We start from the raw sequence: 25,187 nt of genomic DNA, 5'->3' as shown, positions 1-25,187 counted from the left end.
GGGGATCAGGCAGTAGAGCGGCGCGAGCGGAGGTAACCCTGGGCGTACGCACCGAGGAACATCCCGGCGATGGCCCAGAGGATCGGCAGGTTCCCGATCCCGACACTGGCGTAGGCGGCGCCGGGGCAGATACCCGAGATCCCCCAGCCGACGCCGAAAACGACGCCGCCGACGACGACGTTCCGGTCGAACTCCTTCACGCGGCGGGTGTACTCGCTGCCGGTCAGCGGTGCAGTGCTGTCGAGTCGCGTCGCGACGGCGAAGACGATCCCCGTCACGACAGCGGCGCCGCCCATCACGAACAGCAGGCCGAAGTCCTCGAACTGGAGGAAGTCGAGGACGACTTCCGGGCGAGCCATCCCGCTGATCGCGAGGCCGAGTCCGAAGATCAGCCCGCCGGCGTAGATGACCGGCAGGAACAGCGGGTGTCGGTCGTCCGGTCCGCCGTCAGTCGCGTCGCTCACGTGTCGCTCCCTCCGGTCGCCCCCGTTCGCGCGTTTCGAGACCCTCGCTCCGCTCGCGTCTCGCGGCTCACGGCGCCACCCCCGTGGCCTGCACCAACTGCGCCGTCCCGATAGCGAACGTCAGGAACGTTGCGACGTTCACCAGCGACGTGTTCGACATGGAGCCGACGCCACAGACGCCGTGGCCGGACGTACAGCCCTTGCCGAGCCGGGTGCCGACGCCGACGAGGACGCCGCCGCCGAGCAGCCGCCACCACTCGACATCCGTCGTCCACACGCCGGGGTCCATCGTGGGAACGACGGCCGGCCCGAGCGCGAACGCCCAGAGTGCGGCGCCGCTGACGATTCCGGCGGTGAACACCACCCGCCAGCCGCGCGACTGGATGTACTTGAACCGATTGAAGCGGTCCACGTCAGAGACGTACGACAGCGACGACTCGAGGAAGGTGCTCGCGCCGGCGATGATCCCCGTCGCGAGGTAGATCACCGAGGCGCCGGCGCCGACGAGGAGGCCGCCGAGCAGATACGGCAGCATCCCTCGGGGGAAGAGATCACCGACCGCGAGCAGCGGTGTGAGCGCCGTCATCAGTCGGTCATCGCCTCCTCGCTCGCGGCGCAGTTGTTCGGCCCGAGTTCGAGTTCGAACGCCGTCTCGTCGTCGGGCGCCTCGCGGCCGAGGTTGGCGGCGATGATCTCCTCGTAGTTGGCCGGGCGGGGCGGCATTCCCTTGACGATGAACTCGACGAAGGGCTCCTCGTCCATCGTGAGTGCGTCCATGCGATCCACGAGGTCACCCAGTTCGGCGGTGTAGCTGCCGTCGTCGTTCGCCGTCGCCGACTCGCTGAAGTGAGCCGGCGCGATGACGGTGTCGTCGGGCAGCGGCAGCACCTGCTCCTGCAGACTCTCGTAGAGCGTGCGGGCGGCGTCTTTGGCGGCATCGGGATCCTCGAGGTCGGGGCGGGCGACGCTCTCGGTGAACAGGCCGTCGCCGGTGAACAGAACGTCCCCCACCTTGTAGGCGGTCATCCCGGTCGTGTGGCCGGGCGTGTGGAGCACCTCGATATCGGTGTCGCCGACGGTGATGGTGTCGCCGTCGCCGACCGTCTCGTACTCGCGGTCGTACTCGACGCCGCGGTCGTCGGCCGCCTCCGGGAGCACCGGCGTCGCACCCGTCTCGGCGGCGAGGGCGCGGATCCCGGAAACGTGGTCGGCGTGGATGTGGGTGTCGAGCGCGTAGGTGAGGTCGACGCCGAGGGCCCGGGCGTCCTGTACGTACTCGTCGGTGAACGCCCGGAGCGGGTCGATCACCGCGGCCTCGTCACCGTCGGCGACGAAATAGGCCAGACAGCCACTCGACGGCCGGCGGTACTGCGCGACCGTAGCGTCCGCGTCGACGTCCAGTTCCTGGTACTCGTAGATGCGTGCCCAGCCCTTCATCCCGCGTTCGAGGTGGTCCACGTCGTAGCCCGCCTCTTGGAGGTTCTCGGCGATCATCTCGCTGGAGCCACCTTTCGCACAGAGGACGGTGATCTGTCGATCTTCGGGTAGCTGCTCGGCGAGCGCTTCGGGGATCCCGTCGAGGAGCTCGAAGTACGGGTAGTTCACGGTCTCGGCGCCCTCGATGCGCCACTCCGCGAAGTCGCTCTCGGAGCGGACGTCGAGGAGAAACACGTCCCCGTCGGGCTCGTCGATGCGGTCTTTCAGCGCTTCGGGCGTGATCGACGCGACCGTCGCGTCGGTCGTGGGTTGATCGGACATCGTCACTCACGACTATTCGACTGCCCCAGATAAGGATTTGGATAGAAATTCGCAAACCAAGCAAGACCATTTCGGACACGAGACGGGGAAAGACGCGTATACGTGAACTCAGTTCGTTTATCGCTATACAGTAATGCCTCGTTCACGAACATTCACCGATGTGCTTTTACCGCCGAACACAATATTGGGCGATGAAGTCAAAACCATGACCGAGTACGAGATCACCGAGACCCTCGACGTGAAAGGAGAGAACTGCCCGATGCCCGTCGTCAAGACCAAACAGGCCGTCGACGACCTCGACGGCGACGAGGTGCTGGAAGTGCTCGCCACCGACCCGGGGAGCATGAGCGACCTCGGCGGCTGGGCCGACAGCACGCCCGGCGTCGAACTCCTCGAGCAGGAGGAGGGCGAGGACGTGTTCAAGCACTACGTCCGGGTGGCCGAATGAGCGCCGAAGAAGCCGGCGGCGACGCCGACGACACGCCCTCGCGCGCGGAACTGGCCGCGCGCGTCGAGGAGTTAGAGGAGTCCCTCGCAGCCATCGAAGACGACGGCGGCAAGAAGATGTCCATCATCGCCACGAAGGGGACACTGGACATGGCGTACCCGCCGCTGATCCTCGCCAGCACCGCGGCCGCGTTCGGCTACGACGTGACCGTGTTCCACACGTTCTGGGGGCTGGATGTCCTCCACGAGGAGCACTCGAAGAGCCTCCAGATGAGTTCGGTCGGCAACCCCAACACGCCGGTTCCCAACGCCATCGCGGCGCTGCCCGGGATGGATCGCCTGACCACGCGCATGATGGAGGGCCGCATCGAGGACAACGACACGGCCACCATCGAGGAGCTGCTGGAGACGAGCCTCGAGATGGGTGTCGAGTTCCAGGCCTGTCAGATGACCATCGACCTGATGGACTACGACGAGGACGACTTCTTCGACGGCGTCACCACCGGCGTCGGCGCGGCGACGGCCGTCCAGGACATGGCCGAGGCCGACATCCAACTGCTGATCTAGCGACTCCGTTCACGGCGCCCGAACGACGAGCAGGAACGTCTCGGGCCGACTGGCCCTGAACTCCACCTCGAAGCCGCCGGCTTCGAACCGTTCGACTGCTTCCTCGAGACTGTAGCGCTCCGCCAGCGGCGGCCCCGCCGCGCCTTCGCCCTCGGCGGTCCAGTCGGCGACGGCGACACGCCCGTCAGCGGCGACGACGCGCGCGAGTTCGTCGATAGCCGCCTCGCTGGCGAACTCGTGGTAAGTCATCGTCGAGAACGTGCCGTCGAGTTCGCCGTCGTCGAACGGGAGGTCGGCGACGCCCGCCGTCACCAGTTCGACGTTCTCGGGGAGCCCCTTCTCCCGGTAGAACTCGTGCATCTCCGCCTGCACGTCGACGCCGTACACTGTCCCGGCGCGGGCGGCGATCTCAGTGGTGTAAAAGCCCGTGCCGCTCCCCAAGTCCGCCAACGTCTCCTCGCTTCCGGGGTCGACGGCCCAGACGAGTTCCTCCAGCGAGAGATATCGGTAGCGCGTGGCGGCCTCGTCCAGCGACGCCGCCCGCTCGTGGTCGAACGTGTGGAATCCCATGGTTCGTGGGCGGCCCGCGAGCGATAAATCACTGCCGAAGGGGCCCACAGGAACAGATTTATAGATCCGTCTTGCATAGTCTTCTACGAAATGAACAATACTGTCTCGCCGGACGAAGTCGCTCGCCGGATTCAGGACCCCGACGACGACCTGTTCGTCCTCGACGTCCGCAACGAGGCGGACTACGAGGAGTGGCGGATCCCGGGAAGCACGAACGTCCCCGTGTACGACGACCTGCTCGACCACGAGTTCGGGTCGCTCGAAGCCCATCTCGACAACCTCCCCGAAGACCGCGAGATCGCGATCATCTGCGTCGGCGGCGTGACCTCCTCGCGGGCCGCGGCCGTGCTGCAGGACCACGGATTCGACGCGAAGTCGGTCGCTGGCGGGATGAACGGCTGGGGCCGCGTCCACCAAGCCTACGAGATCGGCGACGCGGACGGCGTCGTTCAGATCGTCCGGCCCGGGACTGGCTGTCTCTCGTATCTGGTCCACGACGGCGACGAGGCGGTCGTCGTCGATCCGAGCCAGTTCCTCGACGTGTACGTCGACGCCGCCGTGGCGCGTGACCTCGACATCGTCGGCGTCGCGGACACGCACGCCCACGCGGACCACGTCTCCGGTGGCCCGGATCTGGCCGCGGAGCACGAGGTGCCGTACTACCTCCACGAGGCCGATATGGCCGAGCGCGACGACGTGAGGAGCGTCGCCGACGGCGACTCGATCCCTGTCGGCCAGCGTGACCTCGACGTGGCCTATACGCCCGGCCACACGCCGGGTAGCATCTCGTTCCGGTTCGGCGGGACAGTTCTCTCGGGGGACACGCTGTTCCTCCGGAGCGTCGGCCGGCCCGATCTCGAGGACAGCGCCGAGGACGCCGTCCGGGCGGCCGCGGGCGAACTGTTCGACAGCCTCACCGGCCTGCTCGCGCTCCCGGACGGCACACTCGTGCTCCCCGGCCACTTCTCCGAGGAGACGCACCGGCCGCTCGCGACCGAGTTGGGCGCCCTGCGGGATGAGGCGACCAACGAACTGTTCAGCTACGCTGCCGAAGGCGACCGGACGGCGTTCGTCGAGACCATCGTCGAGAGCCTCGCCGACGAGCCGGCAAACTACAACCGGATCAAGCAGATCAACTGGGGCCGAGAGGAGGCGGGGGAGGACGCCGAAGCGCTCGAACTCGGCCCGAACAACTGCGCAGCCAACTGATGTCCGACCGGTTCCAGAACACCGCCCAGCCGGATCGGGACTGGTGGGAACAGCTCTGGCCCGGCCCCGAACGCGTCGTCGAACGACTCGGCGTCGAACCGGGCGACCGCGTCGTCGATGTCTGTGCGGGCGACGGCCTGTTCACGCTGGCGCTGGCCGAGCGGACCGACGGAGCCGTGTACGCCGTCGATATCGACGCCGGCCTGCTTGCGTCGGTGTCCGAGCGCGCGGGGGAGCGCGGTTTAGCGGTCGAGACCATCCGCGCTGATGCGCGGGACCTCGGCGACGCCCTCCCGGTGCCGGTGGAGTTCGCCCTGCTGGCCAACACGTTCCACGGCATCTCGGAGCAGGAGGCGTTCGCCGAGACTGTCCGCGAGGTGCTCACCGACGACGGACGCTTCGCCGTCGTGAACTGGCGGGACCGCCCGCGGGCCGAGACCACCGTGCTCGGGGAGGAACGCGGACCGCCGACGGAGCGACGGATGAGCGCCGAAGCGACACTCGAGGTCTGTGCCGCAGCAGGGTTCACGCTCGATGAAGTCGTTGACCTCCCACCGTACCACTACGGCGCGGTGTTCCGCCCCGAACCCTGACCGGTCGGACGCAACACCTAAGGGGCCAACCGCAGTATTGTGCGTTATGTCCTATACTCTGGACGTGACGGTCGACGGGACGTTCGACAACGTGGTCGACGAGACGGTCGACGCGCTGGAAGAGGAGGGGTTCGGCGTCCTCTGTGACATCGACGTTCAGGCGACGTTGGCGAAGAAACTCGACGCCGACTTCCGCAACTACCGGATCCTCGGCGCCTGCAACCCGCCGCTGGCCAAGCAGGCCCTCGAAACCGAGACGCGACTCGGCGCGCTGCTGCCCTGTAACGTGATCGTCTACGAGACCGACGACGGCGACGTGGGCGTGAGCGCCGTCGATCCGGGGGAGCTGCTCTCGGTCGTGGACAACCCCGAACTGGACGAGGTTGCCACGGACGTGGGCGAACGCTTCGAGCGCGTGCTCGGGGAGCTCGGCGCCTGATCGACGATGAGCGACGACGCCCCGCCCGAGGTCGATCCGACCGATCCCGAGTACCGCAACGTCGGCGAGGGGCTGTTGGACGAGGAGATGGGCCCGAGTTCCGCCATGGCCCACCTCTACCGCGGGGAGGTCCACCGGATGAAGTTCTGGCGCGAACGGCTGGACCGCACCACGCGCTGGGCGGTCATCGTCGTCGCGGCCATCGTCACCTGGGCGTTCTCCAGCCCGGACAACCCCCACTACGTGCTGCTCGTCGGCGTCGCCACGCTCGGCATCTTCCTGACTATCGAGGCCCGGCGCTACCGCGGCTACGAGATCTGGCGCAGCCGGGTCCGGATCATGCAGGAGAACGTCTGGGCGTACGGCCTCGACCCCTCGGTCGGCGTCGCCGACGAGGCCTGGCGCGAGAAGCTGAGCCGTGACTACCGGACGCCGACGCTGAAGATCAGCGCCGAGGAAGCACTCGCCCACCGCCTGCGGCGGATCTACCTCCCGCTTTCGGGGGTCGTACTCGCCGCGTGGTTGATCCGGGTGACGGCCTTCTCGAGCGAGCCGTTCCCGGCGAGCGCCGCGGTCGGGATGATCCCCGGCACGGCGGTGACCGCGGCCGTGGGACTCGTCTATCTCGCAGCAGTCGTCGTCGCCTGCCGCCCCCGGACGTGGCACGCGAAAGGGGAGCTTCGGGCTGAAGAGCTCCGAAAACGGAACCGTTAGTCCGCGAGTTCGTCGAACAGCGCGGCGACCCGTCGCTGGATCTCGTCCCGAATTTCTGCGACCGCTTCTGGCGAGCGACCGTCCGGGTCATCGAGCCCCCAGTCCCGGCTCTCGCCGCCCCAGCCGGCGGGACAGACGTCCTCGGCGGAACAGCCCATCGTGATAACGTAGTCACTCGCCCGCAGATCGTCGACGGTCACCTCTCGGGGCGTACGGTCGGCGAGGTCGATCCCCACCTCGGCCATGGCGTCGACGACTTCGGGGTGGACGTGCTCGGCGGGGCGGGTGCCGCCGGTGAGCAGGTCGAACTGGTCCGCAAGGCCTCGCTCGGCGTGCTCCCGCTGGGCAAAGGCGTAGGCCATCTGGGAGCGACCGGCGTTCTGAACACAGACGAAGCCGATGCGGGTCGGTTCGGCAGTGGGCTCAGTGGTGGTGTCGGACATGATGGATCAGTCGCCCGTGACGGGAGAAGTGACGGTGGCGCTCTCGGGGAACAGCCGGGACTTCGTCACCAGCGCGACGCGGACGAGTGCGAGCATCACCGGCACCTCGATCAGCGGGCCAACGACCGTCGCGAGCGCCACGTCGCTGGCGACGCCGAACACCGCGACGGCGACGGCGATGGCGAGTTCGAAGTTGTTCGAGGAGGCGGTAAACGCCACGCTGACGCCCTCGGTGTAGGAAAAGCCCAGCAGCGCGCTGGCGCCGTAGGCCAGCGCCCAGAGGCCGGCGAAGAAGATCAGCAGCGGCACCGCGATCAGCACGATCTCGCCGGGGTTGGCGACGATGTAGTCGCCCTTCAGCGCGAACATCACGACCACCGTGAACAGCAGGCCGAGCAGACCGAGCGGGCTGATCCGTGGGATCAGCCGGCCGTAGTACGCCTCCCGGCCGATGGTCCCGAAGGCCACCTTCTGGGTCAGGTAGCCCAGAATCAGCGGCAGGCCGAGGAACACGCCGACCATCTGGGCGATCAGCGACATCGAGACGTCGACGGCCGTGCCGCGCATCACCGTCAGGAAGAGGAAGGCGTAGGGGACAAACAGCGCGATCTGGAGCAGGCTGTTGACGCCGACACAGACCGCACAGAGCTCCTGATTCCCCGCTGCGAGTTCGTTCCAGATCAGCACCATCGCGATACACGGCGCGATCCCGACCAGAATGAGGCCCGTGATGAACTCCGGGCGCCCGCCGAGGAACGTCGTCGCGAGGCCGTACATCACGAACGGCGCGATCAGCCAGTTGAACGCCAGCGTGAGCGCGATCTCCGTGCGCGCGGTTCGGGTGACCGTCGGCACGCGCTCGTAGTCGATCTCGGCCATGATCGGGAAGATCATCACGAACAGCCCCACGGCGATGGGGAGGCTGGTGCCGTGCCACGTCACGGCGTTCAGCACCTCGACCGCGCCCGGGGCGAACCGGCCGACGGCGACGCCAAGCACCATCGCCAGTCCGATCCAGACGGTCAGGTAGCGGTCGAGAACGCCCAGTGAGTCGCTCACGCGTCGCCCTCCTGATCGACGACGGCGAGCAGGTCCTCAGCGAGGTCGGTGCTGCGGTAGTAGCGCCAGTTGCCCTCCTTGCGTCGGCTGGCGAGGCCGGCGTCGACGAGGTCCGCGAGCGCGTGACTGACCGCGCTCTCGCTCACGTCGACCAGCGGGTCGAGTTCACAGACACAGAGGTCGCCCTCGGCCGCCGAGAGCAGGCGGGTCAGTCGGTGTCGGGTGTCGTTGCCCAGCGCGGCGAAGGCGTCGACGCCGCCGTCCCCCGCGGCGTCGGCCAACTCGTCGAGTTCGGCGAGTCGCTGCTCCACGTCGGCGTCACAGCACTCGCCGACCTCCGCCTCGATGCGGCGCCGCAGGCGCGGTCTGGACTCTGTCATCGAACGCTGCTTGAGTGACTATTCAGATAACCGTTCCGGTATGAAAGGCTGTTCAGATAGCGTCGTCAGTTCCCCAGTTCGAACGCCTCAGCATTGGCGGCCAGCCACTTCGCCTGCCCGACCTGCCGGTTGAACGCCTGCAGGTGTTTGGAGACGTCGCCGCGGTGGTTCGGGCCGCCGGCGCCGGTGGCCTCGACGATGTCGGCGTAGCTGAGCCCCCGTTCCCGGAGCGCGACGATTTCGGCGCGGCGCTCGGGGACGCCGTGGTCCCGGAGTTCCATCGCACGCTCCTCGGGGTGCTGCTCGCGGACGAGCACCGAGTGCGCGTCTGACTCGGTGTCGTGGACGTGAAGCACGGTGTAGCCGTCGAAGAACCACCGGTTCACGTAGACGCCGCCGTCGGGGTCGTGGCGCTCGTGGTCGGCGCCGTAGTCCTCGACGGGGTACACCTCGAAGCTGAGGCGCCCCTCTGGCGTCTCCACGTTGAGACCGTTCGACTCGGCGTGGGCGTCGTCGCCCACGTCGACGGCGAACTCGCCGTGCTCGGCCAGTGCGTCCAGCAGATCGGTGTCCGGCCCGCCGTCGGGCTGGACGGGTGGATCGTCGCTCATGATGTGTTGGCCTTTCGACCCCAACACAAAAGATGTTGGGGTGGATTGGCCAACATCCACACGCCGGCTGTCAGGGAGGCGTTCGTCGACAGAAGCGGCGGTTCAGGCCCGCTCGAAGCGGTGCCGGACGATCCGGCTGTCGTCGTCCCACTCGAACTCGTCGTGGGCGCGCTGGAGGATCTGTTTGTAGTGTTCAAGATCCCGGGCACCCTCCGCCCGGGCGTCCTCGTCAGTCATCTCACCCAGCGTTCGCTCGGTCACGTCGACGACCTCGAACGTCTCACCGTCGATCTCGAACGTGTCGCCGGCGGTAGCGTAGGCCTGCCCGCGGTGGATCTGGGTCACCTCGCCCTCGAGGGCCTGTTCGCGCATGTGCTCGCTCGGAATCAGTCTCGCAGAGTGGTCGTCGCTCATCGGCGGAGGTGGGGGCTCGCAGCGTAAATACCTCCGGACAGCGGTGCCCCAGACAGCGGCGTATCGCCGCAGTCGCGACGGTCGACGGCCGCGTCGACGCCGCGGCCCTTAGCTGCCACGGGCGCGGGGCATATCCGCGTCGGGCGCCTATTTTGGGTATGAACGGAGCGTTCGAGAAACCCCACCGACTCGACACCGGCGACGAACTCGACGACCTCGTCGCGGACCACGACGTGGTGCTCGTCGACTTCTACACCAAGGGCTGCACGCTCTGCCAATCCATCGAACCGGTCGTGGGCAACGTCGCCCGCGCGACCGACGCAACGGTAGCGATGCTGAACCCTCAGACGGATCTGGATCTGGTCGAGGAGTACGACATCCAGAGCGTCCCGACGCTCCTGCTGTTCGAAGGCGGTGAACCGGTCGCCCGGATGGCCAGCGGCTTCGAGGGCACGGAGTCGGTCGTGGTGTTCGTGACCGAGAACAGTTCGGCCGAGCGCCGATAACCTACGTAAACCACCGCGGGATTCATGCCTGCGGACCACCTACACGAGGTATGAACGAAACCGGGGTGTTCGAAAGCCATCGCTGAGGATCGTGCCGTCGTCGCCAAGCGCGTCGACGAAGGCGAGGCTGACCTCTCGGAGATCGCGGAGCTAACTCGCGCGGCCGGCTACGAGGTCGTCGGCGAACTCACCCAGCGGCGCACGCAGGACGCCGCCTACCACTTCGGTGAGGGGAAAGTCGCCGAACTCGCGGCTCTCGTCCGCGAGACCGAGGCCGACACCGTCGTCGTCGACAACGAGATGGGGCCGTTCCAGACGTACAACGTCGGCGGGAAGCTTTCCGAAGGCGTCGACGTGCTGGACCGCTTCACCCTCATCCTCGAAGTGTTCGGGCAGCGCGCCCAGACCCGCAAGGCCCAGCTACAGGTCGAACTCGCGGAGCTACGCTACGAACTCCCGCGAGCCGAGGCCAAGGCCAGCCTCGCGAAACGCGACGAACGCCCCGGCTTCATGGGCCTGGGGGAGTACGACGAGTCCCGCGAGCAGGACATCAAGAACCGCATCTCGCGGATCTCCGAGGAACTCGACCGCATCGCCGAGAAGGAGGAGAAGCGCCGCGCCCAGCGCCGCGATCAGGGGTTCGACCTCGTCGCGCTGGCGGGCTACACCAACGCCGGCAAGTCGACGCTCCTCCGGCGACTCGCGTCCGAACTCGGCGTCGACGAGAACGAGGACCGCCATCCGGACATCGAACCCACCGCCGAGTCCGAGGACCGACTGTTCACCACGCTCGGCACGACTACTCGGAAGGCCGACACCGGCACTCGGGAGGTGCTGCTGACCGACACCGTGGGGTTCGTCTCTGACCTGCCCCACTGGCTCGTGGAGTCGTTCAAGTCCACGCTGGATTCGGTGTACCACGCCGACCTCGTGCTGCTGGTCGTCGACGCCTCCGAGCCGGTCGAGGCGATGCGCGAGAAGCTCGTCACCAGCCACGACACGCTCTCGGACCGCAACGAGGCACCCATCGTCACGGTGTTCAACAAGGCCGACAAGCTGAACGAGCCCGAAATCGAGCGCCGCAAGCGTGCGCTCTCGGCGCTGGCGCCCAACCCCGTCATCGTCTCGGGGAAGACCGGCGAGCACGTCGAGGCCCTCCGGGACCGCGTCGAGCGCGAACTCCCCGACTGGAAGCAGGAGCGACTGCTCCTCCCGGTCAGCGACGACGCGATGAGCGTCGTCTCGTGGATCCACGACAACGGGAACGTCCACGAGGAGAGCTACGGCGAGCAGCAGGTGGTCGTCGAGTTCGAGGCGCCGCCTGCAGTGGTGTCGAAAGCCCGCGCGAAGGCCGCCGACGTGGAGCGGCCGACCGTCGACGCCGAAGCCGGCGAAGCCTGAGCCGGCAACAGCGGCGGTTTTTCCGCTCAGTCGATACTGACCATCGGTGATGTCTCCCGGACGAAGCAGAACCAGTCGAACTCGGAGAGGTCGGAGCGGGAGTACCGCACGGGGTCGTCGCCGTCGGAGTGACCGCCCCAGATGGTGTGGTGTTGGGGCTCTGTGCCGAGCCAGTCCCGGATCGTCGGATCCTCGTGGAGCTCGTCGACCGACAGGCAGAACAGCGGCTCGTCGACCTGCCGGAGGACGGCCGGAACCGACTCGGACGGTGGGTTGGGGATCGGGTAGTCGATTCGCTCCCCGGTCTCACCGTCCAGCGCAGTCACGTCACCGCCCCCGAGCCCGAACGCGACGGGACAGTACTGTTTCCCGTAGGCGTCCGCGAGCCACTCACCCATCGACGGTACGTCGACATCCCACTCCTCGAGAACGTGCCGTCCTCGGTTGAGGTGCCCGTTGTGACCCCACAGAACGACTGGGCCAGTCGATAGCTCCTCCATCCACTCCACGTTCTCGGCCATCGTCTCGTCTCTCAGTGCCATCCGCCCCTCGTGGTCGCGTTCGTGGGCTTCGATCTGCCCCTCGATAAGGTTCAGCCGGTGGCGGACGTGCTCGTACGCGCGGCGCGAAGTCGCTTCGACCCACGGCGACTCGTGTTCGTCGACTATGGGCTGGAGCGTTGACAGCGCCCGCTCCGCGCTCTCGAGCATCGCCTGCCGCTCCGCGTCGTCGTCGTAGCCCGCGGCCATCGTGTCGAGGTCTTCGCGCAGCGACGCGTCGATATCGGCGCCGACTCGGTCGAGGAACGGTTCGATCTCGAGGGCGGCGTGCTCGATGATCGTCATGTCGAAGCCGTAGAGACGGACGCGATCCGCAGGCGGGCGCGAGGCGTTGAACGACCGGAGCCACCCGAAGAAGTCAGCCATCGCCTCGACCTTCATCGGCTCGTACACGTCTATTTCGGCCAACAGCGGGCGAATGTCCCCCTCGCCGGCGTCGATGCGGTCACCGACCCGGCACAGGGGGTCGAAGCCGGCTTCCAGCCCAACCGTCCGGACCCCAAACTCCTCGACGAGTAGTCGGGTGAGCCGAAACCGCTGTTCGACGAACTCCCGGGTTCCGTGTGAGGCTTCGCCCAGTCCGAGGACCGTCGCATCGTCGAACCGGGAGCGCAGCCCAGCGGGCAGTTCCGCGGCCGTCAGTTCGTCCGTTCTAGGGAGAGGGCTCGCGAGTTCCGATACCGACAAGACGAGGTCTGGGTCCGTTTCAGACATGGAACAACATCCAGTCAGGACGATTACCTAAACCTGTCGGAATACGGACTACCGCACCGTCCATTTTTCGCAATCAGGGCCGAACAGAAGCCAGATTTACTACTGTAGCTCGCGTTTCTCCTTGCTCACGACCTCAACCCCCGAAATCTCCGTGCCCGGGTAGCCGCTGGCCTCCATCTCTCCCGATTCCTCGACGACCTCCTTCTCCGCGGCTTTCACCATGTCCCAGACGACGCCGAGGCCCGTCGTCACGCCCTGAATCGCCTCCATCTCGCAGCCGGTCTTCCCGGTCGTCTCGACGGCTATCTCGAGTTCGATCCGGTCGCCCTCTACTGAGAAGTCGGTCTCGACGTTCGTGATCGGGATCTGGTGGCACATCGGGATCGTCTCCCAGGTGTGTTTGACCGCCTGAATCGCGCCGATCCGGGCGGTTGCGAGCACGTCGCCCTTCCCGATCCCGTCGTCGCGGACGGCCGTGGTCGTCGACTCGGTCAGGTGGATCTCGCCGCGAGCCACCGCGCGCCGGCCGGTGTCGGGCTTCTCGCCCACGTCGACCATCTGCACGTCGCCGTCGTCGGTGGTGTGGGTCAGTTCGGTGTCGGAAGCGGCGCCGGTGGCGTCACCGGCGTCGTCGGAATCGGCGTCCTCACTCATCGTCGCCCCCTTGGAGCGCCACCGGGATGGTCTCTTGGAGTTCGGTCGCGCGCAGGCCCGCCCCCCTGTCCAACAGTTCAGCCGCGCGGCCGTTGACGTAGCTTCCGACGCAGGCCGCCTCGAACGGCTCCGCGCGGGCCAGCAGCGCGGCAACGACGCCCGCGAGCGTGTCGCCGGTGCCGCCGACGGTCATCCCCGGCGTGCCGGCCCGACAGCGCCGCACTCGCTCGCCGTCGGTGATCACGTCGTGTGGGCCTTTCGCCAGAACGGTGTGGCCCAGATCCGCGGCGAGGTCCCGGATCTCGTCGGTGTGGGCCGCGAGATCGTCCACATCGGGCCCGCCGAGTTCGGCCAACTCCGAGCGGTTCGGCGTCAGTACGAGGGTGGCGTCGGTCTCCACCTCCGGCACCAGCGCCAGCGCGTCGGCGTCGACGACAGCCGTGCCCGAGAACTCGGCGAGGAACTGGCGGGCCGCCGCTTCGGTCTCCGGATGCCGCCCGAGTCCCGGGCCGAGGACGACAACGTCGTCGTGGCGTTCGGCGACATCGACGAGGTCCGGCACCTGCTCGGGCGTGAGGTGGTCGGCTCCGTCCGCCCCGTCACCGTACGGCTGGACGATCAGGTCCTCGGAGTAGCCCGCGATGGGGTCGAACACCGACTCGGGGCAGGCGACGAACGCCAGATCCGCGCCGGCCGAGAGCGATGCGCCGCCGGCGAGGGCAGGCGCGCCGGTGTAGGGCCCGCCGCCGATGACGTACGTGCGGCCGCTTTCGCCCTTCTGGCTGCCGCCGGCTCCCAGCACCTCTACGTCGCCAGGGCCGACCAGTTCCTCTGCTGCAGCAGGAATCCCGATGTCCGCGACGGTCACGTCCGGATGGTCGGCGATTCCCGGCTTCAGGTCGTGGAACGTGACGACGTGATCGGCCCCGACGCTATCGGCCTCTGCTGCTCCCGAGTCCGCGTCGACGCCCGAAGGCACGTCGACCGCGAGCACGGACGCCGCGGCGTCGTTGATGGCTCGGGCGACGCTGGCCTCTGGCTCCCGAAGGTCGCCCGTGATCCCCGTGCCGAGCATCGCGTCGACGACCAGATCCGGGTCGTCGAGCGCGAACGCGCGGGAGTCGGCGACGGTTCGGATGCCGCTCTCGACCTGCTCCAGCGCCTCCCAGTTCGCTCGGGCGATGTCGGTCGTGATACTCTCGGGGCGGCCCAGCAGATAGACAGTCACCTCCCGGTCGTCGAGGAACCGGGCAGCGACCAGCGCGTCGCCGCCGTTGTTTCCGCGGCCGCAGACCAGCGCCACGCTGTCGGCGGGGTCTGTGAGTTCCTGCACCCGCCGGGCGACCGCGTTGCCCGAAGACTCCATCAGGACCCGGAGGGGGATCCCCAGCGCCGCGGCGTTGTGGTCGACCGTGGCCATACGCCTGCTCGTGATCATGCCGCCGGCTTCGGGGTGCCCCGGATTAAGGGTGGTGGCGTGGGGTGCCGGAACGCATACCCGCACGGCGGGCCGAGGCCAACTGTGAAGCAGTTCCCGCCGATCCCCGCCATCGACGACGCGTCGGCGTCCGCGCTCTCGGGCCATCTCTGGCTGTTGGAGGCCGTCGAGGGGTCGATCCTGCGGTTCCAACTCCGGGACGCGGGGCGGCTCCGGTTCGGCAGCGCTCGCGGGACCTATCGCGACTTCGACGCCGTTCCCCCGGAGTGCCGGCGCGCAGTCCGGCACGTCAGGGAGCGATTGGACCGCGAGGCGCTCCGCGGCGCCGTCGACGAGGTTTCCGACCTCACGTTCGTCGGCTGGGCGACCCACCGGGAGCGTATCGACTACGACTGGGCCCGCCTGCCGCCGTTTCTCGGACTCGGCGTCTGGTCGGCCGAGTCCGAGGCGTTCCGGCCGCCCGATGCCGTCGAAGGGATCTACGAGCGACTCGGCCTCCACCCGGCCAACGCGTTCGAGCGCGAGCGCAACAGCCGCGATTTCGACCCAGAGGGCTACACGATCCCCGAGTCGGCGTGGTCCGACGGCCCTGCCGCTGGCGTCGTAGTTCGTGACAAGTCCGGCGGGCGTGTACAGCGCAAAAATTCCGGGATTTCCACAGAGTCTCGAGGGTCCGGAGAGTTCGCGGGAGCCACCGACGCCGAATCACTCGCCGCGGCGGTCGCGACCGACCAACGGTTCCAGCGCGTCGCCGACCGACTCCGTGGCCGGGGGTGGGAGCTATCCGTCGACGTGCTGCAGGAGCGCACGCTGGACGACATCTACCGAGAGGAGCACGGGCGACTGTTCGCGAGTGAGCACGACATCGACCGGGCTGGGTTCCGTGCGGCCATCGCGACACGTGCCCAGCAGTTCCTCGGTGACTGACGCTGCTCACTCGGCGTCCCACGCCACCGAAGCGGGACCCGTCGTCGTCACCAGACGCTCTATCGCCTCCTGAGAGAGCGCCGAGCCGTAGAGCCGCGCATCGTACAGCCGTCCCTCGTAGGTCGGCTCGTGGACACCCGTATCGCGCTCGTTGTAGTGGTAGCCCAGCGCGGCGCCGATTTCGTCGATACGGAGCGGGTAGTCGTCCTCCGTCTCGTCGACGAGCGCGCCGTCGAGGTACAGGCGGGCGCGGGACTCGTCGTAGCTGTAGGCGACGTGCTGCCAGCGGCCCCCCGCGAGGTCATCGGTCGGGACCGCCGTGTACGCGCGGCGCTGCTCGCGGTCGGGGTTGTACACCATCCCGTGGAGTTCGCCGCGGCGCAGGGCCAGCGCGAGGTAGTCCCACTTCAGCAGGATCTGCCAGCCACCCTCGAGGTCGGTCGGCCGCATCCAGAACGCGACCGTCGCTGACTCCCTGGTCCCGACCGCCGGGGTCCGGAGTTTTCCGCCGTCGATTGCGTACCCACTGGCGAGTAGCGCCTCGCCCTCTCTCGCCTCGGTTGACCCCTGTGGGACCGCCGAGGCCTCGCCGAACGGCGGCGTGGTGCCGTCGACGCCGCCGAACCCCGAGCCGCCCGCGAGCCCATCGATGCGTTCCTGCTGGTCGGCCGCGTCCGCCCGGATCGACGCGATGCGCTCGTCGGCCCAGACGGCTGCGTCGCCATCGTTCCGGAGTACGCCGTGGAGGCGGCCGTCGTCGTAGGTGAGCAGGAACGCCTCGCGCTCGTCGCCGGCGCCGCAGACGACCAGCGCGTACTCCGGCACCGGGCCGACCGATATTTGCCCGCTTCCGGCAGTCAGATCCTGGAGCCACCCGGGGAACGTCGACGCCAGCGTCTCGAACAGCGAGTCCGAGACGACGAAGTCGACCGCGGCCCCGGCGTCGGCCCGCGCGTGGAACGTCTCCAGATTCGACGGGCGGGTGATCTGCGGGAACATCCCGCGAATCTCGTCGGCGTTCCGGATCGCCACACCGAACGCCCCGATCAGGCGCACTCCCGAATCCTCGCCGACAAGGGAGAGGTCTGCACCGCGGAGAAACGCGACGTCGATGTCGCTCTCCTTCCAGAGCGGTGCCAGCGCGGGCGCCGCCGCCTCGATAGCGTCGGCGTCGCGGTCGAACGCCCGGACGCGTTCGAGCGCCAGCACCCCCGCGAGCGTGGCCTCGTAGCCGCCGTCGACCGCACGAGCCAGCCCCTGCTCGATCAGTTCCTCGATGGCGCGGTCGACGGTCGAACGCGAGGCGGCGACGCGGTCCAACAGCTCTCGCTTGTCGAACGGGCCGTCCCGCAGGTAGTCGAGGATGGTTGCCCGTCGGCGTGCGATTGTGAGCGTCGTCATGTTGGACGTACCTGAATGAGGGGATCGGAGGACGCGAGAGACATAAGCACGTCGGGCACTGGTCACGCCGTGACGAACTCCGCCAGCCCGTGAGCTATCGGTGCCGAAGCACCGAGAGCCGACTGCCAACCACGGCCGGAGCCGTTCCGCGGTCGACACCCGACGGACCAGTCACGCGCCGTGATTGCCGACAGACGGCTCCGTGCTCGGGGCACCCCTTCTCCGCGAGCCGCGGCTTGGCCGGCCTGCTCGCCGCGCCCGGTCTCACCGGGAAGTCTGGGCGCCCGGAGAACCGTAGTCAGACCTCCACGACCGAGTTGCGGAGTTCGCCGATCTCCTCGATCTCGATGGTCACCTCGTCGCCCGGCCGGAGGGTGAACTCCCCCTCAGGGACCAGCGACGTGCCAGTGAGCAACACGCCCAGTTCCGGGACGGCGTTGTGGGCCTGCCAGTAGTCAGCCAGTTCCTCGCAGGTGCGGGCCATCTCGGCGGTCGAGGTGACGTCGTCGTACACCGTCTCGCCGTCGCGGTCGATCCGCATCGACATCGCGAGGTTGTGGGGGTCCTCGACGCCGCCGGCGCCGACGACGCAGGGGCCAAGCGCACAGCAGCGGTCGTACACCTTCGCCTGCGGGAGGTAGAGCGGGTTCTCTCCCTCGATAGCGCGACTGCTCACGTCGTTCCCGACCGTGTAGCCGACGATCTCGCCGTCGTAGAGGACGAGTCCCAGTTCGGGTTCGGGGACGTTCCAGTCGGAGTCGCCGCGGACGCCGACGGCCTCGCCCGGGCCGACCGTTCGGCTCGGGGTGGCTTTGAAGAAGATCTCTGGGCGTTCGCCGTCGTACACGTCGAGGTAGACGTCGGCCATGCCGCTCTCCTCCTCGCGGGCCTGCTCGCTGATCTCGTAGGTGACGCCCGCGGCCCAGACCTCCTCGGGGATGAGCGGGAGCGCGGTGTCGCCGTCCGCGGGGGCGTCGACGCGCGGCGCCTCGGCGGCGAGATTTGTGGCGATGTCGTCGACTCCCTCGTCGGCCACGTCGGCGGCCGCCGCGAGGTCACGGAACGTCCGGAGCCGGGGTTTGACCGCCGTGAGGTCCCGGGCATCGGCGTCGTCGCCCTGATCAGCGACGGCGAGTAGCCGCGGGCCGTCGTCGCCCGCCTGTCGGTAGTAGCGCATGGGCTACCCCCGTCCGTGGGGCGCATAAAGCTCCGGCCGTGTGGTGGGCTAAAGGATTATCCCTCGACCGGGACAAACCCGGGATATGGCGACCAACTACAGCAACTACGTCGGCGGCGAGTGGGTCGCCGCCGAGAGCGGCGACACGTTCGACACACACGACCCGGCCCACCCGGATCAGGTGGTCGGAACCTACCCCAAGTCGAGCGCTGCGGACACCGACGCGGCCGTCGCGGCGGCTGTCGACGCCAGCGAGGAGTGGGGCGACACGCCCGGGCCCGAGCGCGGCCGGGTGCTCTCACGAGCGAGCGCGCTGCTGGCCGAGCGCAAGGACGACATCACCGAACTCCTCGTGCGCGAGGAGGGGAAGACCCGCGCCGAAGCGGGCGGCGAGGTCCAGCGGGCCATCGACATCTTCGACTACTACGGTGCGACGGCCCGCGACCTCGGCGGCACCGTCAAGAGCGCGAGCGCCCCGAACACCACGCTGCGGACGAAAAACGAGCCGCTGGGCGTCGCCGGCCTGATAACGCCGTGGAACTACCCCATCGCGATTCCGGCCTGGAAGATCGCGCCCGCCCTGGCAGCAGGGAACGCCGCGGTGATCAAGCCCGCGACGCTGGCTCCCGGCTGTGTCCACGAGATCGCGACGGCGCTCGAGGAGGCTGGACTCCCCGACGGCGTGCTCAACGTCGTCACCGGCCCCGGCAGCGAGGTCGGCGACCGACTCGCCAGCCACCCGGCCGTCGACGCCGTCTCCTTCACGGGGAGCACCACGGTCGGCAGCGCCGTCTACGATGCCGCGACTGAGGACGGCAAGCGCGTGCAGTTGGAGATGGGCGGGAAGAACCCGACCGTCGTCTCGGACAGCGCCGATGTGGCGGAGGCCGCCGACATCGTCTCCGCAGGCGCGTTCGGCGTGACGGGACAGGCCTGTACGGCCTGCTCCCGGGCCATCGTCTACGAGGACGTGTACGACGAGTTCGTCGACGCCGTCGCCGCGCGCGCCGAGGCTATCGACCCCGACGAGGGGTTAGCGGATTCGGATATGGGCCCGCACGTCAGCATGGACGAACTGGAGAGCACCCTCGAGTACGTCGAAGTGGGGCAGGAAGAGGGTGCGACGCTCGAAACGGGTGGCGACGCGCTGGACCGCAAGGGCTACTTCCTCCAGCCGGCGGTGTTCTCGGATGTCGAGTCGGATTACCGCATCGCACAGGAGGAGATTTTCGGGCCGGTGCTTTCGGTGATCTCGGTGAGTGACTACGAGGAAGCCCTCGACGTGGCCAACGACGTGGACTACGGCCTCTCGGCCAGCATCGTCACCGAGGACCACTCCGAAGCGAACCGCTTCGTCGACGACATCGACGCCGGGGTCGTGAAGATCAACGAGAAGACGACGGGCGTGGAACTCCACGTCCCGTTCGGCGGGATGAAGGCCTCCTCCAGCGAGACCTACCGCGAGCAGGGCGAGGCCGGCCTCGACTTCTACACCATCAGTAAGACGGTGTACGACAACTACTAAGCCGCGCCTCGGCCGTCGACCCCGTCGGCGCCCCGCAGTTTTCCTGGCACAACGCCTTTGCCGTCGCCGTGAGAGCACGACGGCATGGATATCGAAACGCTCACTGACGAGTTCGACCGCCGGGACTGGCAGGACGTGGAGGCGACCGACGATCCGATCCGGATCGCCATGATCGGCGTCGGCTGGTGGACCCGCGAGCAGGCGATACCCGCGGTTGCGAGTGCCGACCTCTGTGAGACGGCCGTACTCGTCAGCAGCGACCCCGAGAAGGCCGGCGAGGCCGCCGCCGACTCCGAGACCGTCGAGCACGCGATCAGCTACGAGGCGTTTCACGACGGCGCCGCCAGCGACGCGTACGACGCCGTCTACGTCGTGACGCCGAACGCGCGCCATCTCGAGTTCGTGGAGACGGCCGCCGAGATGGGGAAAGCGATCCTCTGTGAGAAGCCGATGGAGGCGACAATCGAGCGCGCCGAGCGGATGGTCGAGGTCGTTGAGGCCCACGACGCGACGCTGATGGTCGCCTACCGGATGCAGACCGAGCCAGCGGTCCGGCGGGCCAAGGAGTTCGTCGACGAGGGGCTGATCGGGAAGCCCGTGTTCGTCAACGGGAACATGACCGAGCCGATTCTGGACCTCGTGCCCGACCCGGATCAGTGGCGCCTCGACGGCGAGCTCTCGGGTGGGTGTGCGACGATGGATATCGGCATCTACCCGCTGAACACCGCGCGATTCCTGCTCGATGCGGATCCCGTGCGCGTGCGGGGGACTGTCGCCTCCGTCCAGCCGGAGTTCGACGACGTACCGGACGAGCACTCGGCGTTCCAACTCGACTTCCCGGACCACGTGTTCGCGGTCTGTACTGCCAGCCAGAACGCCCAGATGGCCAGCCACATCGAGGTGATCGGCACCGAGGGGCGGGTCCGCGTGGAGCCGGCGTTCTACCCGTGGGACGACCGCGCGCTCACCCTCCAGCGTGGCGAGACGAGCGTCGACGTCGCGTTCGAGCAGGTCGACCAGATGGAGGAGGAGTTCGAGTACTTCGCGCACTGCCTGCTCACTGGCGAGGATCCCCACCCCGACGGCGAGCACGCGCTGCGGGACATCGAGGCGATCAAGGCGGTCTACGAGGCCAGCGAGCGCGAGGAGACGGTCGAACTCTGAGCGCGGCGCCGTCAACACCGGCCCAAGTATTCGTTCCGATACTCGGGTGCGAGCATTTAACAACAACCGGGCAGCAGCCGCCGAGCGTGACCGACGACTACGACCTCGACGGGATCGAACTGACCGACGACAGCTACACGGTCGAGCAGGGGCTGATCCGGAACAAGTTCCGCGCGCTCGACGCCACGGGCGACGTGGTGCTCCGCGGGAAGCAGAAGATGCTGAAGTTGAAAGAGCAGTTCCCGTTCGTCGACGCTGACGGCGAGGAGGTGTTCGAAGTCAAGGCCGGCGGCATCGTCGACGTGGCCGGCAACTACACGCTCACCGACTCCCAGACCGGCGAGGCCGTGGTGATTCTGGACAACGACTACTCGATCATGCAGGACACGTGGAAGATCCGCGACGCCGACACCGAGGCAAAACTCGCGGAGATCACCTCCCGCGGCGCGCTCACGACGCTCGCGCGCAACGTCGTCCCGTTCGGTGGCTGGATCCCGCAGAAGTACGAGATCACCGACGTCGAGGGCGACCACGTCGGCGACATCGACGGCCAGTTCTCGCTCCGTGACCGCTACGAGGTGACCGTCGACGACGCTAGCGGCGTGCCGACTGAGCCGGTGGTGGCCGCAGCGATGGTCATCGACGCGATTCAGGGCAACTGAGCCCGCAGCGTCGCCGACTCGGCACCAACGCTTTGCCCTCCCCGGCCGAACGACCCGGCTATGGTTCACGCGACGTGGGGCGACTGGTTCGTCCGCGAAGAGGTCGAAGGCGCCGAACCCGGTGACGGCGTGATCGGCTGGTACCTCGGCTGTAACGGCTTCGTGCTGCGGTCGGCGTCGACGACTCTCTACATCGACCCGTACTTCGGCGACGGCGACCCGCCGAAACTGATCCGGCTGATCCCGGTCCCCATCGACCCGGCCGATGCGACGGACTGCGACGCCGTGCTCGCGACCCACGAGCATATCGACCACATGCATCCGCCCTCCTACGGCCCGCTCGTGGAGGATCTGGGCGCGGATCTCTACGCGCCCGAAGCGGCCTACGAGTCGCCACAGTACGACGGGAAAATAATCGCGCCCGAAGAGCAGAAGCACGTCATCGCGACCGGCGAGGCGTTCGAAGTGGGCGACTTCACCGTCCATGTCCGCGGCGCCCACGACCCGGACGCCATCGAACCGGTGAGCTACGTGATCGAACACGACGCGGGGACGTTCTTCCACGGCGGCGACAGCCGGCCGGCCCCGGGCGCGTTCGCGGGCGTCGCCGACGTGTTCGACATCGACGTGGGTGCGCTGGCGTTCGGCTCCGTCGGGGAGATTTACGAGCCAGATTCCGGCCGCCCGGAACGCACGCGCTGGTACATGGACGAAAACGAAATCGTCGAGGCCGCGAACCAACTCGAACTGGATAGACTCCTCCCGACCCACCACGACATGTGGCAGGGCGTCGGCGCCGACCCGAAGGTGCTCCACGAGCACGCCGTCTCGCACGCCTACCCGCGCGTGCTGGAGGTTCCGTACGTCGGCTGCTCGTTCCGCCTCGACCAACACGGGATTCGTCGGTTGGGTGCGCTAGGCGGGGAGTAGACTGGGGTGAGCGCAGCAACATCGGCGTCGTCGCCCCATCGGGCGGAGCTTTTTACGCACTCCCCGCGCAGGACGAGGCTATGGCACCGACTATCACGAAAATCGAGAGCCGGGAGTTCGAGTACCCGCTGGAGGACGTGGGCACCGACGAGCACGGCTTCAACCTCGTCTACGAGCCGGGTGAGACGACCTACCGGAAGCTGTTCGGGGTGAAGATCCACACCGACGAAGGGGTCACGGGCGAGTACGTCGGCGGGAACTCACCGGCGGCGGCCCAGTACAACATCATCGCGAAGTATCTGATCGGGAAGAACCCCCTCGAACGCGAGAAACACTGGTCGGAGATCAAGCGCGCGCTCCGGAAGTACGACCGGATGGGGATGGGCCCAATCGACATCGCGCTCTGGGACTTCGCTGGCAAGTACTACGACGCGCCGATCCACGAACTGCTGGGCACCTACCGCACCGAGATGCCCGCCTACGCGTCGACGTATCACGGCGACGACGCCGGCGGCCTCGACTCCCCGGAAGCGTTCGCGGAGTTCGCCGAGGAGTGCCGGGATCAGGGCTTTGGCGGCTTCAAGATCCACGGCTGGGGCGGCGGCGACGCCTCCCGGGACCTCGGCCGGGAGAAGGAGGCGGTCCACGCCGTCGGCGAGGCCGTCGGCGACGAGATGGACCTGATGCACGACCCGGCCTGTGAGTTGGAGACGTTCGCGGACGCCCTCGAACTCGGGAAGGCCATCGACGAGGAGGAGTTTTTCTGGTACGAGGACCCGTTCCGCGACGGCGGTATCTCCCAACACGCCCACCGAAAGCTCTCCCAGAAACTCGAAACCCCCATCGTCCAGACCGAGCACATCCGAGGGCTGGAGATCAAGTCCGACTTCGCCGCCAACGACGCGACGGACTTCCTGCGCGCCGATCCGGAGTACGACGCCGGCATCACGGGCGCCATCAAGGTCGCGCGCGTCGCCGAGGCGTTCGGCCTCGACGTGGAGTTCCACGCGCCCGGGCCCGCCCAACGGCACTGTATCGCCGCCTGCCGCAACTCAAACTACTACGAGATGGCACTGGTCCACCCCGACTGTCAGAACACCCAGCCACCCGTCTACGAGGGCGGCTACTCGGACATGATGGAGGCCGTGGAGGGGGGGACGGTCTCGGTGCCCGAGGGTCCCGGCCTCGGCGTCGACTACGACTGGGAGTATATCGAGGACAACACGACCGGACAGGTCCACGTCTACGACTGATCGACGAGGGGAGGTGACGGCGGGGGAACGTCGGCGTCAGATGCCGAGAACCGCCGACGGTTATTTTGTCGGTCCGGCACAACACGAACTGTATGAGTTCCGAGAAAGTCATCGACCTGCTGCGCAAGGCCTACGGCGACGAGATGGAGACCGTGATGAACTACCAGACCAACGCCATCGTCCTCGACGGCGTCCGTGCCGAGGAGATCAAGGAGAGCCTCAACACGGACATTCAGGAGGAACTCGGCCACGCCGAACAGTTGGGGAACCGCCTCAAGCAGCTCGACGCGCGCCCGCCGAGTTCCGCGGAGTTCGTCGCGCGACAGGACTCCCTCCAGCCACCCGAGGACTCGACGGACGTGCTCTCGGTGATCCGCGGCGTGCTCGACGCCGAGGAGGACGCCATCGACACCTACCGGGCGCTCATCGACGCCGCCGAGGCGGCCGACGACCCGGTTACTGAGGACCTCGCGGTGACGATTCTGGCCGAGGAAGAGGCCCACCGGACGGAGTTCCGCGGGTTCGAGAAGGAGTACGAGAACGAGTAGCGACGGGCTGAGCGACCGCAGGCAGCCCAGTCAGTGCTCTCGGCGGTCGAGGTCGGCGCCGGGGTCGAAGCCGTACGCCGAGAGATTCTCCTCCCGGAGCACGTCGATGGGGTGTCGAAGATGTCGAACATCCCCTCGACGTTTTCGGGCGGTTCGGTGAATAGCGAGACGCCGACGAGCACCGACGCCGAGATAATGAACGCCGGGAACAGCCCGTAGACGCCGACGACTCCGACCAGAAGCCCGACTGGGGCGCCGCTGAACCGAGCAGCGTGGGGAGCTGTGGCCAGACGAGCATGCTCACCGTACCGACGGCCATGCTGGCGACGGCGCCCTGGACGGGGACGTGCTTCCACCAGAGCGCGGCCACCAGCGTCGGGCTGAGCGCGGCGCCCAGCCCCCCGAACGCCTAGGAGAGCACGAGCGTGTAGGCGGGACTACAGCGGGGACGAGGGCGATGTGCCGGTATGTCGAGGCCTGCCAGGAGGCTGACCATGCAGACCGCTCCCGAAGTTTGTGAATGTGGTCGCCTGACGCGCGGGACGCGTTCCGTAAAATACCGTAGCGTTTCACCGGAGGCGACCGCGACGACGGGAAGCGCGTCGAACAGCCGTGTGACTCGGTCGCCAAGGCTGTGGCTTGCCATTCTACCCCAATAT

General features: G+C 67.8%; 30 protein-coding genes. 16 read left to right on the top strand and 14 right to left on the bottom strand.

All coding sequences use genetic code 11. From position 1 onward, the window contains the following. Positions 1 to 5: 5 nt before the first annotated feature. The 3 genes from J2753_RS06690 to J2753_RS06680 all read right to left on the bottom strand — a co-directional run bounded on the left by J2753_RS06690 (position 6) and on the right by J2753_RS06680 (position 2,228). Complete coding sequence (locus J2753_RS06690) at positions 6 to 464, bottom strand: DUF6691 family protein (protein WP_209491147.1); 459 nt, start codon at positions 462 to 464, stop codon at positions 6 to 8. A gap of 67 nt (positions 465 to 531) precedes the next feature. Then, positions 532 to 1,050 (bottom strand): YeeE/YedE family protein, encoded by a 519-nt coding sequence (locus J2753_RS06685; protein ID WP_209491146.1) that lies wholly within the window; start codon positions 1,048 to 1,050, stop codon positions 532 to 534. Then, positions 1,050 to 2,228 (bottom strand): MBL fold metallo-hydrolase, encoded by a 1,179-nt coding sequence (locus J2753_RS06680; RefSeq protein WP_379810434.1) that lies wholly within the window; start codon positions 2,226 to 2,228, stop codon positions 1,050 to 1,052. The genes J2753_RS06685 and J2753_RS06680 overlap by 1 nt, the downstream gene beginning before the upstream one ends. 199 nt (positions 2,229 to 2,427) lie before the next feature. Here J2753_RS06680 and J2753_RS06675 point away from each other — a divergent pair, with 199 nt between their 5' ends. After that, entirely contained in the window at positions 2,428 to 2,670 is a 243-nt protein-coding gene (locus J2753_RS06675; RefSeq protein WP_209491144.1) for a sulfurtransferase TusA family protein, read from the top strand. Then, positions 2,667 to 3,236 (top strand): DsrE/DsrF/DrsH-like family protein, encoded by a 570-nt coding sequence (locus J2753_RS06670; protein ID WP_209491143.1) that lies wholly within the window; start codon positions 2,667 to 2,669, stop codon positions 3,234 to 3,236. The genes J2753_RS06675 and J2753_RS06670 overlap by 4 nt, the downstream gene beginning before the upstream one ends. A 9-nt stretch (positions 3,237 to 3,245) precedes the next feature. On the opposite strand, the gene J2753_RS06665 is transcribed toward J2753_RS06670, so the two are convergent. Continuing rightward, on the bottom strand, positions 3,246 to 3,806 hold the full coding sequence (locus J2753_RS06665) for a class I SAM-dependent methyltransferase (RefSeq protein WP_209491142.1): 561 nt from the start codon (positions 3,804 to 3,806) through the stop codon (positions 3,246 to 3,248). 90 nt (positions 3,807 to 3,896) lie between these two features. On the opposite strand from J2753_RS06665, the gene J2753_RS06660 reads away from it, so the two are divergent. Genes J2753_RS06660 through J2753_RS06645 form a run of 4 tightly spaced genes read left to right on the top strand, consistent with a single transcriptional unit; the run spans position 3,897 to position 6,761 of the window. After that, on the top strand, positions 3,897 to 5,015 hold the full coding sequence (locus J2753_RS06660) for an MBL fold metallo-hydrolase (RefSeq protein ID WP_209491141.1): 1,119 nt from the start codon (positions 3,897 to 3,899) through the stop codon (positions 5,013 to 5,015). Next, positions 5,015 to 5,608, top strand: coding sequence for a class I SAM-dependent methyltransferase (locus J2753_RS06655; RefSeq protein ID WP_209491140.1), 594 nt, complete (start codon positions 5,015 to 5,017; stop codon positions 5,606 to 5,608). The genes J2753_RS06660 and J2753_RS06655 overlap by 1 nt, the downstream gene beginning before the upstream one ends. Before the next feature lie 46 nt (positions 5,609 to 5,654). Further along, positions 5,655 to 6,047 carry a DUF302 domain-containing protein gene (locus J2753_RS06650; protein WP_209491139.1) on the top strand — a complete coding sequence of 131 codons (393 nt, stop codon included), beginning with the start codon at positions 5,655 to 5,657 and terminating at the stop codon, positions 6,045 to 6,047. A gap of 6 nt (positions 6,048 to 6,053) precedes the next feature. Next, a complete protein-coding gene (locus J2753_RS06645) occupies positions 6,054 to 6,761 on the top strand; it encodes a DUF2270 domain-containing protein (protein ID WP_209491138.1) in 708 nt (235 codons plus the stop codon). Here J2753_RS06645 and J2753_RS06640 read toward each other — a convergent pair. The 5 genes from J2753_RS06640 to J2753_RS06620 all read right to left on the bottom strand — a co-directional run bounded on the left by J2753_RS06640 (position 6,758) and on the right by J2753_RS06620 (position 9,668). Then, positions 6,758 to 7,204: an arsenate-mycothiol transferase ArsC gene (locus J2753_RS06640; protein ID WP_209491137.1), complete on the bottom strand. Its 447-nt coding sequence runs from the start codon at positions 7,202 to 7,204 to the stop codon at positions 6,758 to 6,760. The genes J2753_RS06645 and J2753_RS06640 overlap by 4 nt on opposite strands. A 6-nt stretch (positions 7,205 to 7,210) precedes the next feature. After that, positions 7,211 to 8,263 (bottom strand): ACR3 family arsenite efflux transporter, encoded by a 1,053-nt coding sequence (gene arsB, locus J2753_RS06635; protein WP_209491136.1) that lies wholly within the window; start codon positions 8,261 to 8,263, stop codon positions 7,211 to 7,213. Next, positions 8,260 to 8,643, bottom strand: coding sequence for an ArsR/SmtB family transcription factor (locus tag J2753_RS06630; RefSeq protein ID WP_209491135.1), 384 nt, complete (start codon positions 8,641 to 8,643; stop codon positions 8,260 to 8,262). The genes arsB and J2753_RS06630 overlap by 4 nt, the downstream gene beginning before the upstream one ends. 65 nt (positions 8,644 to 8,708) lie before the next feature. Beyond that, complete coding sequence (locus J2753_RS06625) at positions 8,709 to 9,254, bottom strand: hypothetical protein (RefSeq protein WP_209491134.1); 546 nt, start codon at positions 9,252 to 9,254, stop codon at positions 8,709 to 8,711. Between the two features lie 102 nt (positions 9,255 to 9,356). Next, positions 9,357 to 9,668 carry an ASCH domain-containing protein gene (locus J2753_RS06620; RefSeq protein WP_209491133.1) on the bottom strand — a complete coding sequence of 104 codons (312 nt, stop codon included), beginning with the start codon at positions 9,666 to 9,668 and terminating at the stop codon, positions 9,357 to 9,359. 158 nt (positions 9,669 to 9,826) lie between these two features. On the opposite strand from J2753_RS06620, the gene J2753_RS06615 reads away from it, so the two are divergent. After that, on the top strand, positions 9,827 to 10,174 hold the full coding sequence (locus J2753_RS06615) for a thioredoxin family protein (RefSeq protein WP_209491132.1): 348 nt from the start codon (positions 9,827 to 9,829) through the stop codon (positions 10,172 to 10,174). 78 nt (positions 10,175 to 10,252) lie between these two features. After that, positions 10,253 to 11,575, top strand: a complete 1,323-nt coding sequence (hflX, locus tag J2753_RS06610) for a GTPase HflX (RefSeq protein WP_209491208.1) — start codon at positions 10,253 to 10,255, stop codon at positions 11,573 to 11,575. 26 nt (positions 11,576 to 11,601) lie between these two features. On the opposite strand, the gene J2753_RS06605 is transcribed toward hflX, so the two are convergent. The 3 genes from J2753_RS06605 to J2753_RS06595 form a co-directional block, all read right to left on the bottom strand. Beyond that, entirely contained in the window at positions 11,602 to 12,849 is a 1,248-nt protein-coding gene (locus J2753_RS06605) for an erythromycin esterase family protein (protein WP_209491131.1), read from the bottom strand. Between the two features lie 99 nt (positions 12,850 to 12,948). After that, a complete protein-coding gene (moaC, locus tag J2753_RS06600) occupies positions 12,949 to 13,503 on the bottom strand; it encodes a cyclic pyranopterin monophosphate synthase MoaC (protein ID WP_209491130.1) in 555 nt (184 codons plus the stop codon). Next, positions 13,496 to 14,941, bottom strand: a complete 1,446-nt coding sequence (locus J2753_RS06595; protein ID WP_209491129.1) for an NAD(P)H-hydrate dehydratase — start codon at positions 14,939 to 14,941, stop codon at positions 13,496 to 13,498. Before J2753_RS06595 ends, moaC begins: the two co-directional genes overlap by 8 nt. Before the next feature lie 84 nt (positions 14,942 to 15,025). On the opposite strand from J2753_RS06595, the gene J2753_RS06590 reads away from it, so the two are divergent. Then, positions 15,026 to 15,868 (top strand): hypothetical protein, encoded by an 843-nt coding sequence (locus tag J2753_RS06590; RefSeq protein ID WP_209491128.1) that lies wholly within the window; start codon positions 15,026 to 15,028, stop codon positions 15,866 to 15,868. A gap of 6 nt (positions 15,869 to 15,874) precedes the next feature. Here J2753_RS06590 and J2753_RS06585 read toward each other — a convergent pair whose 3' ends face one another. Together J2753_RS06585 and J2753_RS06580 are read right to left on the bottom strand one after the other, a co-directional pair. Beyond that, a complete protein-coding gene (locus J2753_RS06585; RefSeq protein WP_209491127.1) occupies positions 15,875 to 17,269 on the bottom strand; it encodes a LamG-like jellyroll fold domain-containing protein in 1,395 nt (464 codons plus the stop codon). Positions 17,270 to 17,567: 298 nt separating this feature from the next. Beyond that, on the bottom strand, positions 17,568 to 18,446 hold the full coding sequence (locus J2753_RS06580; RefSeq protein WP_209491126.1) for a fumarylacetoacetate hydrolase family protein: 879 nt from the start codon (positions 18,444 to 18,446) through the stop codon (positions 17,568 to 17,570). 85 nt (positions 18,447 to 18,531) lie between these two features. Here J2753_RS06580 and xacF point away from each other — a divergent pair, with 85 nt between their 5' ends. From xacF to J2753_RS06545, 7 genes are all read left to right on the top strand, one after another. Continuing rightward, positions 18,532 to 19,971 carry a 2,5-dioxovalerate dehydrogenase gene (gene xacF, locus J2753_RS06575; protein ID WP_209491125.1) on the top strand — a complete coding sequence of 480 codons (1,440 nt, stop codon included), beginning with the start codon at positions 18,532 to 18,534 and terminating at the stop codon, positions 19,969 to 19,971. An 84-nt stretch (positions 19,972 to 20,055) separates the two neighbouring features. Further along, on the top strand, positions 20,056 to 21,135 hold the full coding sequence (gfo6, locus tag J2753_RS06570; RefSeq protein ID WP_209491124.1) for a D-xylose 1-dehydrogenase Gfo6: 1,080 nt from the start codon (positions 20,056 to 20,058) through the stop codon (positions 21,133 to 21,135). An 86-nt stretch (positions 21,136 to 21,221) separates the two neighbouring features. Then, positions 21,222 to 21,797 (top strand): LURP-one-related/scramblase family protein, encoded by a 576-nt coding sequence (locus J2753_RS06565; protein WP_321168787.1) that lies wholly within the window; start codon positions 21,222 to 21,224, stop codon positions 21,795 to 21,797. Between the two features lie 60 nt (positions 21,798 to 21,857). After that, on the top strand, positions 21,858 to 22,727 hold the full coding sequence (locus tag J2753_RS06560) for an MBL fold metallo-hydrolase (RefSeq protein ID WP_209491123.1): 870 nt from the start codon (positions 21,858 to 21,860) through the stop codon (positions 22,725 to 22,727). 80 nt (positions 22,728 to 22,807) lie between these two features. After that, positions 22,808 to 23,980: a mandelate racemase family protein gene (locus tag J2753_RS06555; RefSeq protein WP_209491122.1), complete on the top strand. Its 1,173-nt coding sequence runs from the start codon at positions 22,808 to 22,810 to the stop codon at positions 23,978 to 23,980. 92 nt (positions 23,981 to 24,072) lie between these two features. Beyond that, the gene (locus J2753_RS06550) at positions 24,073 to 24,528 is read left to right on the top strand and encodes a ferritin-like domain-containing protein (protein ID WP_209491121.1); all 456 of its coding nucleotides are present in this window, start codon (positions 24,073 to 24,075) and stop codon (positions 24,526 to 24,528) included. A gap of 33 nt (positions 24,529 to 24,561) precedes the next feature. Further along, positions 24,562 to 24,747 carry a hypothetical protein gene (locus J2753_RS06545; protein ID WP_209491120.1) on the top strand — a complete coding sequence of 62 codons (186 nt, stop codon included), beginning with the start codon at positions 24,562 to 24,564 and terminating at the stop codon, positions 24,745 to 24,747. Positions 24,748 to 25,187: the final 440 nt, after the last annotated feature.

Source organism: Halolamina salifodinae, from assembly GCF_017874235.1.
Classification (GTDB): Archaea; Halobacteriota; Halobacteria; order Halobacteriales; family Haloferacaceae; genus Halolamina; species Halolamina salifodinae.
This window is presented reverse-complemented; position numbering and strand designations above follow the sequence as displayed.

Excerpts from the sequence above, each read along its gene's own strand:
- J2753_RS06595 (WP_209491129.1), bottom strand. The coding sequence starts at position 14,941 with ATGATCACGAGCAGGCGTATGGCCACGGTCGACCACAACGCCGCGGCG.
- J2753_RS06665 (WP_209491142.1), bottom strand. The coding sequence starts at position 3,806 with ATGGGATTCCACACGTTCGACCACGAGCGGGCGGCGTCGCTGGACGAG.
- J2753_RS06670 (WP_209491143.1), top strand. The coding sequence starts at position 2,667 with ATGAGCGCCGAAGAAGCCGGCGGCGACGCCGACGACACGCCCTCGCGC.
- J2753_RS06560 (WP_209491123.1), top strand. The coding sequence starts at position 21,858 with ATGGTTCACGCGACGTGGGGCGACTGGTTCGTCCGCGAAGAGGTCGAA.
- J2753_RS06620 (WP_209491133.1), bottom strand. The coding sequence starts at position 9,668 with ATGAGCGACGACCACTCTGCGAGACTGATTCCGAGCGAGCACATGCGC.
- J2753_RS06550 (WP_209491121.1), top strand. The coding sequence starts at position 24,073 with ATGAGTTCCGAGAAAGTCATCGACCTGCTGCGCAAGGCCTACGGCGAC.
- J2753_RS06580 (WP_209491126.1), bottom strand. The coding sequence starts at position 18,446 with ATGCGCTACTACCGACAGGCGGGCGACGACGGCCCGCGGCTACTCGCC.
- J2753_RS06585 (WP_209491127.1), bottom strand. The coding sequence starts at position 17,269 with ATGACGACGCTCACAATCGCACGCCGACGGGCAACCATCCTCGACTAC.
- J2753_RS06640 (WP_209491137.1), bottom strand. The coding sequence starts at position 7,204 with ATGTCCGACACCACCACTGAGCCCACTGCCGAACCGACCCGCATCGGC.
- J2753_RS06615 (WP_209491132.1), top strand. The coding sequence starts at position 9,827 with ATGAACGGAGCGTTCGAGAAACCCCACCGACTCGACACCGGCGACGAA.
- J2753_RS06655 (WP_209491140.1), top strand. The coding sequence starts at position 5,015 with ATGTCCGACCGGTTCCAGAACACCGCCCAGCCGGATCGGGACTGGTGG.
- J2753_RS06630 (WP_209491135.1), bottom strand. The coding sequence starts at position 8,643 with ATGACAGAGTCCAGACCGCGCCTGCGGCGCCGCATCGAGGCGGAGGTC.
- J2753_RS06625 (WP_209491134.1), bottom strand. The coding sequence starts at position 9,254 with ATGAGCGACGATCCACCCGTCCAGCCCGACGGCGGGCCGGACACCGAT.
- J2753_RS06605 (WP_209491131.1), bottom strand. The coding sequence starts at position 12,849 with ATGTCTGAAACGGACCCAGACCTCGTCTTGTCGGTATCGGAACTCGCG.
- J2753_RS06675 (WP_209491144.1), top strand. The coding sequence starts at position 2,428 with ATGACCGAGTACGAGATCACCGAGACCCTCGACGTGAAAGGAGAGAAC.
- moaC (WP_209491130.1), bottom strand. The coding sequence starts at position 13,503 with ATGAGTGAGGACGCCGATTCCGACGACGCCGGTGACGCCACCGGCGCC.
- gfo6 (WP_209491124.1), top strand. The coding sequence starts at position 20,056 with ATGGATATCGAAACGCTCACTGACGAGTTCGACCGCCGGGACTGGCAG.
- J2753_RS06645 (WP_209491138.1), top strand. The coding sequence starts at position 6,054 with ATGAGCGACGACGCCCCGCCCGAGGTCGATCCGACCGATCCCGAGTAC.
- J2753_RS06555 (WP_209491122.1), top strand. The coding sequence starts at position 22,808 with ATGGCACCGACTATCACGAAAATCGAGAGCCGGGAGTTCGAGTACCCG.
- J2753_RS06685 (WP_209491146.1), bottom strand. The coding sequence starts at position 1,050 with ATGACGGCGCTCACACCGCTGCTCGCGGTCGGTGATCTCTTCCCCCGA.
- J2753_RS06660 (WP_209491141.1), top strand. The coding sequence starts at position 3,897 with ATGAACAATACTGTCTCGCCGGACGAAGTCGCTCGCCGGATTCAGGAC.
- xacF (WP_209491125.1), top strand. The coding sequence starts at position 18,532 with ATGGCGACCAACTACAGCAACTACGTCGGCGGCGAGTGGGTCGCCGCC.
- J2753_RS06650 (WP_209491139.1), top strand. The coding sequence starts at position 5,655 with ATGTCCTATACTCTGGACGTGACGGTCGACGGGACGTTCGACAACGTG.